Origin of the sequence: Wolbachia endosymbiont of Madathamugadia hiepei (genome assembly GCF_013366855.1) — a bacterium.
GTDB lineage: Bacteria > Pseudomonadota > Alphaproteobacteria > Rickettsiales > Anaplasmataceae > Wolbachia.
In genome coordinates this window covers 1-12,260 of the sequence record NZ_WQMP01000016.1, presented here as the reverse complement: position 1 = coordinate 12,260, position 12,260 = coordinate 1, and the positions used below count along the sequence as shown (strand labels likewise).

Annotated in this window: 9 protein-coding genes and 1 tRNA gene; 9 read left to right on the top strand and 1 reads right to left on the bottom strand. The window is 36.3% G+C overall.

Annotated elements, in window-relative coordinates; translation table 11 throughout:
- The 9 genes from GO685_RS01115 to GO685_RS01075 all read left to right on the top strand — a co-directional run.
- Nucleotides 1-90: EF-Tu C-terminal domain-related protein (locus GO685_RS01115; RefSeq protein WP_175937191.1), on the top strand; the 90-nt coding region annotated here is incomplete at its 5' end.
- 14 nt (nt 91-104) lie between these two features.
- Nucleotides 105-177: transfer RNA gene (locus GO685_RS01110), tRNA-Trp, on the top strand.
- Nucleotides 178-196: 19 nt separating this feature from the next.
- On the top strand, nt 197-397 hold the full coding sequence (gene secE, locus GO685_RS01105; RefSeq protein ID WP_218939197.1) for a preprotein translocase subunit SecE: 201 nt from the start codon (nt 197-199) through the stop codon (nt 395-397).
- A complete protein-coding gene (gene nusG / locus GO685_RS01100) occupies nt 387-1,217 on the top strand; it encodes a transcription termination/antitermination protein NusG (RefSeq protein WP_246226311.1) in 831 nt (276 codons plus the stop codon). Before secE ends, nusG begins: the two co-directional genes overlap by 11 nt.
- Nucleotides 1,218-1,219: 2 nt before the next feature.
- A complete protein-coding gene (locus tag GO685_RS01095) occupies nt 1,220-1,660 on the top strand; it encodes an uL11 family ribosomal protein (protein ID WP_175937189.1) in 441 nt (146 codons plus the stop codon).
- A gap of 4 nt (nt 1,661-1,664) precedes the next feature.
- Nucleotides 1,665-2,318: a 50S ribosomal protein L1 gene (gene rplA, locus GO685_RS01090; protein ID WP_175937188.1), complete on the top strand. Its 654-nt coding sequence runs from the start codon at nt 1,665-1,667 to the stop codon at nt 2,316-2,318.
- Nucleotides 2,319-2,330: 12 nt separating this feature from the next.
- The gene (rplJ, locus tag GO685_RS01085; RefSeq protein WP_175937187.1) at nt 2,331-2,849 is read left to right on the top strand and encodes a 50S ribosomal protein L10; all 519 of its coding nucleotides are present in this window, start codon (nt 2,331-2,333) and stop codon (nt 2,847-2,849) included.
- A gap of 25 nt (nt 2,850-2,874) precedes the next feature.
- The gene (rplL, locus tag GO685_RS01080; RefSeq protein WP_175937186.1) at nt 2,875-3,276 is read left to right on the top strand and encodes a 50S ribosomal protein L7/L12; all 402 of its coding nucleotides are present in this window, start codon (nt 2,875-2,877) and stop codon (nt 3,274-3,276) included.
- A gap of 65 nt (nt 3,277-3,341) precedes the next feature.
- Nucleotides 3,342-11,870 carry a DNA-directed RNA polymerase subunit beta/beta' gene (locus GO685_RS01075; RefSeq protein WP_175937185.1) on the top strand — a complete coding sequence of 2,843 codons (8,529 nt, stop codon included), beginning with the start codon at nt 3,342-3,344 and terminating at the stop codon, nt 11,868-11,870.
- A gap of 198 nt (nt 11,871-12,068) precedes the next feature.
- Here the strand turns inward: GO685_RS01075 and GO685_RS05415 are convergent.
- A partial coding sequence (locus tag GO685_RS05415; RefSeq protein WP_218939196.1) for a hypothetical protein occupies nt 12,069-12,260 on the bottom strand: 192 nt, incomplete at its 5' end.

The window sequence follows — 12,260 nt, the reverse complement described above, 5'->3', positions numbered from 1 at the left end:
TCAATAGCGATGGATAAGGGATTGCGTTTTGCAATAAGAGAGGGTGGTAGAACTGTTGGTTCTGGTGTTGTTTCTGAAATTTTGGAGTAGAAAGTTTTAGTCATAGGAGTGTAGCTCAATTGGTAGAGCGCTGGTCTCCAAAACCAGAGGTTGTAGGTTCAATTCCTATCGCTCCTGCATTAATGTTGTGGTAGAAATGTTAAAAGGTTTAAGTGACTTTTTGTGTCGTATCAAGCAGGAAATACGAAAAATTGCCTGGGTGAAGAAGCAAGAAGTGTTGTCGTCTTTATTTGTTGTAGCAGTTGTTATATTGTGCTTTTCAGTTTTCTTTCATTTGATAGATTTTACGTCTCTTTATGCAATTAAAGCTTTATTTGGAATTGTTTATGGAATATAAATGGTACATTATTAAAGTTGATTACGGGCATGAGAGACACGTACGTGAGTTGGTAAATAGCAGTGCTTATTTCAAGGAGGTATTTATTCCTTATCAAACGCTAAGTGATTCAAAATCTGACATAAGCGAGTTGTGTGCAGTGTACGTATGTATGCATCTATGTGATGAGAGTAAGGATATTCTGAATCAAACACCTGGGTTCTGCAGTGATGAGCCTGGTAATTTTGAAGTAGTTTTAGATGATGAAATGAGTTTAAAGCGTAGAGAATTCGACAAATACAAATGGTATATTTTGAGGGTTGCTTCCAATTACGAAGAAAAGGTGTGTCAACACGTGTTAGAAAATTCTATGAGATTAGGAGTTAGCAATTATTTTAAGGAAGTTTTTATCCCATATGAAGAGCCAAGTGAGGCAGAATTAAGGTCTAAAAAAACTGTTACACGAAGAAAATGCTTTCCTGGTTATGTTTTTTTATATGTAAATTTATGCGATGAAGTGTTAAACTTTGTTAATAATATACCAAAGTCTCTTAAAGTTTATGGGTTCTTAAAAAATGGTAATGTTCCCAAGGTGATTTTGGATGATGAGATTCGCTCAATGTGTAATGCACTTTATGATGCTCAAGAGACGAAAAAGTTGAGTCACGGTTATGAAAAGGGAGAAAAGGTGAAAGTTAACGATGGTCTTTTTCAAAATTTTATTGGTAAAGTAGATATGATTAACGATGAGAAAAAAATTATTAATGTAGAAGTGTCAATTCTAGGTAAGCCAACAATAATAGAGTTAGATTTAGCTCAAGTAGAGAAAATAGATGGTTAATTATGAGTGTTGTGGTTGCTAAGATTAACTTATTAATGGAAGCGGGGAAGGCAGTACCTGGGCCAAAAATTGCTTCAGTGCTTGGTCCGCGCGGTATACCCGTTCCTAAGTTCTGCGAAGCTTTTAATAAAGTGACTAGCACGGCTAACGCTAACTATAAGGTAGGTGATTTAGTAACAGTACGAATCTCTGTAAAGGATGATCGCTCTCACGATCTTACTGTCAGTGGTCCGCCTGTTGCTTATTTGCTTAAGCAGGAAGCTAAATTGACCAAAAGCTCCAATAATCCAGGTAAAGAATTGGTGGCGAAGTTGCCTATGTCTGCTATAATTAAGGTAGCAAGATGTAAAATGGTTGACATGAAAGTGGATAATGAGGATTCAGCAGTGAAAATGGTTATAGGTACTGCCAAATCTATGGGTATAGAAGTTATAGAAGGTTAGACGCATGAGTACATATCACGACAATCCCAAGCAATGTTTAGAAAAGATTATTGAGTCCGCTTCAGCAAAGTTTAACGAGTCAATTGATGTTGCAGTTAATTTAGGTGTGGATTCACGTAAATCTGAAGAACAGGTGCGCGGTACAGTGATTTTGCCTAAGGGTATTGGAAAAGATATTAAAGTAGCTGTTTTTGCCCAAGATAAGCATTTATCAGAAGCTGAAAAAGCTGGTGCTGATATTGTAGGAGGGAAGGATTTAGTTGAAGAAATAAAAAAGGGTAGAAAACTAGATGTTGATTGGTGTATTACCACTCCTGATTTTATAGCAAAAATTACCCCTATTGCGAAAGTATTGGGTGCCAAGGGATTGATGCCTAATCCTAAATTTGGTACCGTAACTTCTAAAGTTGCAGAAGCTGTTAAAACCATTAAATCTGGTCAAATAAAATTTAGGACAGACAAAAATGGTATTATCCACGGTAAATTAGGAAACATCAAGTTTGGTGTTGATGATTTGCTAGAAAATTTGAAAGCCTTTCTTAAAATCATTAAAAATGGTAAACCTGTTTCTGTTAAAGGAGTGTACTTTAAGAGTGTCTTTTTAAATTCAACTATGGGCAAAGCTTATAAAATAAACAAAGTGGAAGATATAATTTAAGGGAGTAATACTGTGAAGCGTGAAAGTAAGGATGATTTTATACAGAGCATAATGAATGTGTTTGTAAATAATGATTTCTTAATACTGGTAAATTTTAAATCTATAAATGCTAGTGACTCACTAGCCCTCAGGAATGGCCTAAAGGCTGTAGCAGGCAGAATGCTAGTAGTTAAAAATACTCTAGCACGTTTAGCTTTGGAAAGAACTGATAGATTTTCCTATTTATCAGATAGGTTTTCTGGTCCTGTTGCTATTATATACTCTAGTGGTATAGTAGAAGCTGCAAAGCTGATAGTTGATTTCGTTGATGCTAATAAAAAAAAGATGTCTGTGATTTGCGCAGCTCACTTAAATCAATTGCTTACAGTAGAGGATGTTAATAAACTGGCTAAGTTGCCTTCTCTGGATGAGTTGCGTATTAAAATTATGCGTTTAATATCTTATAATATTCCTGCTCGGTTGGCGTTATCTATTAACTCACCTTCCATGAGGCTTATAAGAGTGTTAGATTATTATAGTTCTAAAAAATAAATTTGTTGTTAAGTAAGGTAGTAGTATGAGTAATGTAACAAATGATTTGGTTGATAAAATATTATCTTTAAATCTATTAGAGGCTTCTGAACTTGTAAAAGTTCTAGAAGAGAAGATAGGGTTACTCGCTGATTCTTTTGTTGGCGGAGTTGTTGGTGCTAGTGCACCTACTAGTGATAATGCTGCTAGTTCTGCTTCTCAAGAAAAAATTGAATGCAAAGTTGTAATTAAAGAAATTGATGCAAGCAAAAAAATGGAAATCATTAGAATGGTTAGAAAGGTTAATTCTACATTAGGCTTAAAAGAAGCAAAAGAGTTAGTTGAATCCTTGCCTAAGGATTTGACTGCTAATATTCCTAGAGATGAAGCAGAAAAAATAAAGCAACAACTCATTGAAGCAGGAGCAATCAAAGTGGAACTTGAATAAGATGCTTACATTTAATATGTTAATTTTATATTGATGCAGCGCTTTTAGTTAGTTTGGGGTATTTAATGATTGGTTCTTCTTATATGTGTGTTTCTAATGCTTTTGTTCCTAGGGTTTCTTATTCCAGGTCAGTTGATTTAAAAGATTCTTTGTTAGACTTAGTTAAAGTTCAAAAAGAGTCATACAAGTCATTTACTCCTGGAAGTCATGATAATGAAAGACTTGAATCTATTTTTCATTCAGTCTTTCCAGTAAATGATCCTTTGCACAGGGCTACTATTGAGTTCATAAGCTGCAGAATAGATGATCCCAAGTATGATGAGTTTGAATGTATAAAGCGCGGTATAACTTTTTCTGCTCGAGTTATTGCTTCTATACGTCTTGTTGTTGTACAAGATGGTATTTCTCTTGATGAATATAGATCGATTAAAGAGAGTGGGGATCATTCCAAGCTTGCGACTATTGTAAAATTTATAGAAGAGCAGGAAGTCCACTTTTGTGAGTTGCCGATGATGACTGATAAAGGCACTTTCATCATTAATGGGGTGGAAAAAGTTATTATCTCACAGATGCATAGGTCCCCTGGTGTATTTTTTGATAGCGATAAGGGAAAAACTTATAACTCCGGTAAATTAATTTATTCTGCTAGAATTATTCCTTATAGAGGCTCTTGGCTTGATATTGAGTTTGATGTTAAAGACCACTTGTATTTTCGTATTGATAGGAAAAGAAAATTACCAATCTCAGTTTTATTAAAAGCGTTGGGCCTGTCAAATAATGATATACTCGATAAATTTTATGAAAAGATAAAGTATGTAAAATACAAAAACGGTTGGAAAGTACCTTTTATCCCTGACAAATTTAAGGGAGTTAGGTTACCTTTTGACTTAATGGACGTTGAAGGTAATGTGCTACTTAAGGCTAATGTTCGTGTTACCTCAAGGCTAGCTAAAAAGCTATATGACAATGGATTAAAAGAGTATCTAGTGCCTTTCAATTCTATATGTGGTTTATTTCTCGCAGAAGACTTAGTAGATGGTGTTAGCTCTACGAAAATTTTATCTGCTGGTGAGTCTATAAAAGTGGAAGACGTAAAAAAGCTTGAATTACTATCTGTGGGTGAAATATCAGTCTTAAACATCGATAATCTATATGTTGGGCCTTATATATTAAATACACTTTTTCTAGATGAAAACATGTCTTATCAGGACGCGCTGTATGAAATATATAGAGTCTTGCGTCCTGGTGAAGTTCCCGTTTTAGAGATAGTAGAAGAGTTTTTTCATAATCTTTTTTTCAACCCTGAGTATTACGACCTGTCTAATATTGGTAGGTTGAAACTCAATTCTTATCTTGGGTTAAATTGTGACGAAGATTTAACTGTTTTAACACATGAAGATATTATTGAAATTGTAAGAAAAATAGTACTGTTACGTGACGGTCAAGGATCTGTGGATGATATTGATCACTTGGGAAATAGAAGAGTAAGATCAGTTGGAGAGTTTATAGAGAATCAGTTTAGAGCTGGGCTACTAAAATTGGAACGTGTAATAATTGACTCTATGTCTACTTCTAGTTTAGACAAAGTTTCCCCATCTGATTTTATTAATCCAAAAGTATTAACTAATGTCTTAAGAGATTTCTTTAATTCTTCTCAATTATCCCAGTTTATGGATCAGACTAATCCATTGTCTGAAATAACGCATAAAAGAAGGTTATCAGCATTAGGTCCTGGCGGTTTAACGAGAGATCGTGCAGGATTTGAGGTACGTGATGTTCATCCAACTCATTATGGAAGAATTTGCCCCATTGAAACCCCTGAAGGGCAAAATATAGGGCTAATCAACAGTTTGGCTATATACGCACGTGTTAATAAATATGGTTTTATTGAAAGCCCTTACAGGAAAGTAGTAAATAGGGTTGTCACTGATCAAATTGAGTATCTATCTGCAATAGATGAAGGTTCGTATTATATAGCTGATACCAGTGCAAGGCTTGATGAAAATAACCGTTTTGTTGATGACATGCTATACTGTAGGTATGCCGGTAGTTTTGCCATGGTAAGTAGCGATCAAGTGAGTTACATTGACGTATCTCCTAAACAGGTAATATCAGTTGCAGCTTCCTTGATCCCATTTTTGGAAAATGACGATGCTAACAGGGCATTAATGGGTTCAAACATGCAACGCCAAGCTGTACCTTTATTGAAGCCTACTGCTCCTTTGGTTGCAACTGGTATGGAATCTTTTGTTGCTTCTGGTTCTGGTGCTGTAGTTTTGGCAAAACGTGATGGCATAGTTGATAGCTCTGATAGTAATTCCATAGTTATACGCGCCTTTGATGAAGAAAGGGTTAACTACCTGGGTGTAGATATTTATCGTTTAAAGAAATTTCAGCGTTCCAATCATAATACTTGCATTAATCAAAGGCCACTAGTACGTGTTGGTGATTATGCTAAAGAGGGTGATGTAATAGCTGATGGTCCTGCAATTAATAGTGGTGAGCTAGCACTTGGTAAAAATTTGCTGGTCGCTTTTATGTCTTGGCAAGGTTATAATTTTGAAGACTCTATTGTCATTTCCAGTGAAGTCGTTAAAAAGGATCTATTTACTTCTATCCATATAGAAGAATTTGAATGTGTTGTACATGATACTCCTTTAGGGTCAGAGAAAATAACTCGTGCTATACCTGGTATTAATGAAGAAAATCTATACCACTTGGATGATAGTGGTATAGTAAAAATTGGTACAAGAGTGGGTCCAAGCTATATTCTAGTAGGTAAAGTTACACCTAAACCTTCTCTTTCATTACCTCCTGAAACAAAATTGTTGATGACGATTTTTGGTGAAAAGTCATTCGATTGTGCAGATTCCTCTTTGTACACATCCCCAGATGTTGAAGGAACAGTAATTGATGTGAGAGTCTTTACACGCAGGGGAGTTGAAGAGAACGAAAGGGCATTGCTTATTAAGCAAAAAGAAATGGATGATTTAGAGAAAGAGCGGGATTATGTAATCAATGTAGCTAGCGAGTATTTCTATGACGAACTAAAAAAGCTTCTCGTGCATTCTTGCTCTCAAGACCAAGAAAAACTTAACGCCATTGAACGTGAACAATGGTGGGGTATAGGGTTAAAAAACAAATCTATTTCTGAACAAGTTAAGAACTTAAAAAAAGACTTTGATGAAAAAGTATCAAATGCAATAACACAGTTTAAGCAAAAAGTAGAAAAATTAGATGAAGGTTATGACTTACCTCAGGGCGTGTCGATGTCAATAAAAGTTTTCATTGCTGTGAAGCACAGTCTACAGCCAGGAGATAAAATGGCTGGTAGGCATGGAAACAAAGGGGTGATTTCTCGAGTTGTACCAGTGGAGGATATGCCTCATTTAGAAGATGGTACTCCTGTTGATATTATTCTCAATCCTCTAGGCGTTCCATCAAGAATGAACGTGGGACAAATATTAGAAACTCATGTAGGTTGGGCTTGCAAAAAATTAGGAGAAAAAGTAGGTGACATTCTTGATGAAATCAACAAAACTAAAAGTACTTTCTGTAAGAAAATTAGGTCTCTCGACAATGATAACCCTGCAAAATTTGCAGCAGCGTGTCTTGATAACAGAAAAATTGAAGAAGTTAGTGATGAAGAAATAGCGGCTTCTATTTTTAATATATCTAATAAAAATGCACTCAATGACGAGCTAAACACATTAGTGGAAAACTATTTAAACTCTTGTAAAAGCGCACACGACAATTTACGTAACTTCCTTATTGAGGTGTATAGTTGTGGTAGTGATGTATCAATCTGTAATAGTATTCATGAGATTAGCGATAGTAACTTGATCGAGTTTGCGCATAAATTACGTGATGGTGTTCCTGTTGCTGCGCCTGCATTTGAAGGTCCAAAAGATGAAAAAATAACAAAATTATTTGAACTCGCTGGTTTGGATAACTCTGGACAAACTGTATTGTACGATGGTTGCACTGGTGAAAAATTTGATCGTAAGGTTACGGTTGGTTATATGTACATGCTTAAGTTGCACCACCTAGTTGATGATAAAATTCACGCACGTTCAGTAGGGCCTTATAGCTTGGTTACTCAGCAACCTCTTGGAGGAAAATCCCATTTTGGTGGTCAGCGTTTTGGTGAAATGGAATGTTGGGCGTTGCAAGCCTATGGTGCTGCCTATACTTTACAAGAAATGTTAACCGTGAAGTCTGATGACATTAATGGTAGGATTAAGATTTATGAATCAATAATAAAAGGTGACAGTAATTTTGAGTGTGGGACCCCTGAATCTTTTAATGTGATGATAAAAGAATTACGCTCTTTATGTCTAAATGTAGCTTTAAAGCAAAATGAGATAGTTATTGAAGACATATCTTATACTAATATTGCACAGCCTTTTGATAAGATTAGTATATCCATTGCTAGTCCTGAAAGTATTAAATCTATGTCCTATGGTGAGATAAAAGATGTCTCAACTGCAAACTATCGTACATTTAAAGTTGAAAAGGGTGGATTGTTCTGTCCTAAGGTTTTCGGTCCTGTCAATGACGACGAATGTTTATGTGGAAAATACAAAAAAAGAAGGCACAGAGGTCGTATATGTGAAAAGTGTGGAGTAGAGGTTACATCTTCTAAAGTGAGAAGAGAAAGAATGGGCCATATAGAGCTTGCATCTCCTGTTGCTCATATATGGTTTTTGAAATCGCTTCCTTCGAGGATTGGAGCATTATTAGACATGTCTCTAAGAGATATTGAGAACATTTTATATAGCGATAATTACATTGTAATAGATCCTCTTGTTTCTCCTTTTGAAAAAGGTGAGATTATTAGTGAAAAAGCCTACAATGAAGCTAAAGATAGTTATGGAACTGATAGCTTTGTGGCTATGCAAGGCGTTGAAGCTATAAGAGAGTTGCTGACTCGTCTTGATTTACACGAAATTAGAAAGAATCTAAGATTGGAGTTAGAATCTGTTACTTCCGAAATAAGAAGAAAGAAAATTATAAAGAGATTACGTATTATTGAAAACTTTATCAAATCAGGAAACAGACCTGAGTGGATGATACTCACAACTATACCTATTTTGCCACCTGATTTACGCCCTTTAGTATCGCTTGAAAGTGGTCGTCCTGCAGTTTCTGATCTGAATCATCATTATAGGACTATTATTAATAGAAATAACAGGTTGAGAAAGCTATTAAGTTTAAATCCTCCTGAAATTATGATTCGTAACGAAAAGAGAATGTTACAAGAAGCAGTTGATTCTCTTTTTGACAATAGCCGTCGTAATACTCTGACAAGTAAAGCTGGTGCTGTTGGATATAAAAAATCTATTAGCGATATGCTAAAAGGAAAACAAGGTCGGTTCCGTCAGAATCTATTAGGAAAAAGAGTGGACTACTCTGGACGTTCTGTAATAGTTGTTGGTCCAACTTTAAAGTTAAATCAGTGTGGATTGCCAAAAAGAATGGCTCTCGAATTATTCAAGCCTTTTGTCTACTCAAAGCTCAAGATGTATGGTATGGCTCCAACTATTAAGTTTGCTAGTAAGCTAATAAGAGCAGAGAAGCCAGAAGTTTGGGACATGCTTGAGGAGGTAATAAAAGAACACCCTGTGTTGTTAAATAGAGCACCTACTCTGCATAGGCTCGGTATTCAGGCTTTTGAACCAATCCTTATTGAAGGCAAAGCAATACAACTGCATCCGCTTGTCTGTACAGCGTTTAATGCTGACTTTGATGGCGATCAAATGGCAGTGCACGTGCCGATTTCATTAGAAGCTCAGCTTGAAGCTAGAGTATTGATGATGTCGACTAATAATGTTTTAAGCCCTTCTAACGGCAGACCAATCATAGTTCCTAGTAAAGATATAATACTTGGTATACACTACTTAACTTTGCAGGAACAAACCGATGAGGAAGATGATGATTTACCATTCTCGAGTGCTTTTGGTGAAATTGAACACTCTCTGAGTAATGGTACTTTGCATGTTCATTCTAGTATAAGGCATAGGATGGAATATACGAGTAGTGATGGCGAAATTTGCTATAAAACTGTTCGTACAACTCCTGGTCGCCTAATATTATGGCAGATCTTTCCTAAACATGAGAATTTGAGCTTTGACTTTGTAAATCAGGTCTTAACAGTTAAGGAAGTAACCAATATAGTTGATTTAGTATATCGTAACTGCGGTCAAAGCGCTACAGTAGAATTTTCTGATAAACTAATGATACTTGGCTTTGAGTATGCTACATTTTCTGGTACTTCTTTTAGTCGTTGTGATCTGGTTATACCCGAAACTAAAGCCACACATGTTGATCACACTAGGGATGAAATTAAAAAGTTCTCTATGCAGTATCAAGACGGGTTAATCACCAGAAGTGAAAGGTATAACAAGGTTATAGATGAATGGTCTAAGTGTACGGATATGATAGCCAATGATATGTTAAAGGCAATATCTATATACGACAGAAATAGTAAGTACAATTCAGTATATATGATGGTCAACTCTGGTGCAAGGGGTTCTACTTCACAGATGAAACAGCTAGCTGGAATGCGAGGACTTATGACTAAGCCTTCTGGTGAGATTATAGAGACACCTATAATCTCCAACTTCCGCGAAGGGTTAAACGTATTTGAGTACTTCAATTCTACTCACGGTGCACGTAAGGGTCTTGCTGATACTGCGCTTAAAACTGCAAACTCTGGATACTTAACTCGTCGTTTAGTTGATGTGTCTCAAAACTGCATAGTTACAAAGCATGACTGTAAAACCAAAAATGGTCTCGTTGTAAGAGCCACGGTTGAAGGAGGTACCATAGTTGCATCTTTAGAGAGCGTTGTGCTGGGCAGAACAGCTGCAAATGATATATATAATCCAGTGACAAAAGAATTATTGGTGAAAGCAGGAGAATTAATTGATGAAAGTAAGGTAAAGCAAATTAATATTGCAGGTCTTGACGCTGTGAAAATTAGATCACCTTTAACCTGTGAACTAAGCCCAGGTGTATGTGCTCTGTGTTATGGAAGAGACCTTGCAACTGGCAGAATTGTTTCAATAGGTGAGGCAGTTGGTGTGATAGCCGCTCAATCCGTTGGAGAGCCAGGCACTCAGTTAACGATGCGTACTTTCCACATAGGTGGAGTAATGACTAGGGGCGTTGAATCTTCAAATATTATAGCTTCTATTAATGCTAAAATAAAATTGAACAATAGTAATATAATTATAGACAAAAATGGAGATAAAATTGTAATAAGTCGTTCTTGCGAAGTTATATTGATTGATAGTCTCGGTAGTGAAAAATTGAGGCATAGTGTACCTTATGGTGCCAAGTTTTATGTAGATGAAGGTCAGTCAGTAAAAATTGGCGACAGAGTTGCAGAATGGGATCCTTATACATTACCTATTATCACGGAAAAGACTGGTACAGTATCTTATCGAGACCTAAAAGATGGAGTATCAATCACTGAGGTTATGGACGAATCTACCGGAATATCAAGTAAAGTAGTGAAGGATTGGAAATTGCACTCTGGTGGAGCTAATTTGCGTCCTCGTATAGTGTTGCTCGACGATAACGGTGAAGTAATGACACTCGCAAGTGGCGTTGAAGCATGTTATTTTATACCAATTGGTGCAGTACTAAATGTACAAGATGGCCAAAAGGTTCATGCGGGTGATATCATTACAAGAACGCCAAGAGAGTCAGTCAAAACTCGTGATATTACTGGTGGTCTACCTAGAGTCATAGAACTGTTTGAAGCACGACGTCCTAGGGAGCATGCAATTGTTAGTGAGATAGATGGTCATGTAGCATTTTCTGAGAAAGATCGGAGAGGAAAACGTAGTATATTAATTAAACCTGTAGACGAGCAGATTTCTCCGATTGAATATCTGGTATCAAGGAGCAAACACGTAATAGTCAATGAGGGTGATTTTGTACGTAAAGGTGATCTATTGATGGATGGTGATCCTGATCTTCATGATATTTTGCGTGTACTTGGACTCGAAGCTCTAGCACACTATATGGTTTCTGAAATACAGCAAGTCTATAGATTGCAGGGTGTTCGTATAGACAACAAACACTTAGAAGTAATATTGAAACAAATGTTGCAAAAAGTAGAAATTACTGATCCTGGTGATACTATGTACTTGATTGGCGAAAGCATTGGTAAGCTGGAAATTGATAGGGAAAATAATGCTATGAACAATTCTGGCAAGCAACCTGCTAGTTATCTTCCTATCTTGCAGGGAATTACGAGAGCTAGCCTTGAAACTAATTCCTTTATTTCTGCTGCCTCCTTCCAAGAGACAACGAAAGTGCTAACAGAAGCAGCATTCTGTGGAAAGGAAGATTCTTTGAGCGGGCTAAAAGAAAATGTCATAGTAGGAAGATTAATTCCTGCCGGTACAGGTTTGATTATGAGCAAGATTAGAGTACTTTCACTTTGTGATAATATAGATAAATATGAAAAATATTTTAATATTGAAACTTATGACGAAAAGCTGTTAGGAAATAATAGTTGTCACTCACATTTTGATGAGAAAGAAAGTGTAGTAGCAACAAATTATGATCAGCCAAATTGAATGAGCTAGCGAAGAGTGGCGTTTATACTATCCCATCCAGCGCAGAGCAGGTATCTATACTAGCCCAAGTAGCGCTAACTATGGATTAGAAAGAGAATAGAGAGAAGAAGGTATCCATTCAGGGAAACGGTTTAAGAAGCGATAGATAAGAGGCTGTAGAAAGGATTTAGCTCCTTTTGTATGTTAGGTATAACGAAATTATTCGCTCAAGGAATGTGTTTCCTCGCTCCGACTGTGTAAAATATGAGTTTTTGCGGTAAATGCCGTATCTGCCGCTTGGTATGGTAGTGGAATGTTTTCTAGTCTCTGTGAAAAAAGTTTATCATGAGAAAATAAGGAAAGATGTAGCAAAAACTGGTAGTTTAACTTAGCTAAAAATAGAGAAACTAC

Bases quoted from the DNA above. Each gene is read 5' to 3' on its own strand.
- secE (WP_218939197.1), top strand. From the start codon at position 197: ATGTTAAAAGGTTTAAGTGACTTTTTGTGTCGTATCAAGCAGGAAATA.
- nusG (WP_246226311.1), top strand. From the start codon at position 387: ATGGAATATAAATGGTACATTATTAAAGTTGATTACGGGCATGAGAGA.
- GO685_RS01095 (WP_175937189.1), top strand. From the start codon at position 1,220: ATGAGTGTTGTGGTTGCTAAGATTAACTTATTAATGGAAGCGGGGAAG.
- rplA (WP_175937188.1), top strand. From the start codon at position 1,665: ATGAGTACATATCACGACAATCCCAAGCAATGTTTAGAAAAGATTATT.
- rplL (WP_175937186.1), top strand. From the start codon at position 2,875: ATGAGTAATGTAACAAATGATTTGGTTGATAAAATATTATCTTTAAAT.
- GO685_RS01075 (WP_175937185.1), top strand. From the start codon at position 3,342: ATGATTGGTTCTTCTTATATGTGTGTTTCTAATGCTTTTGTTCCTAGG.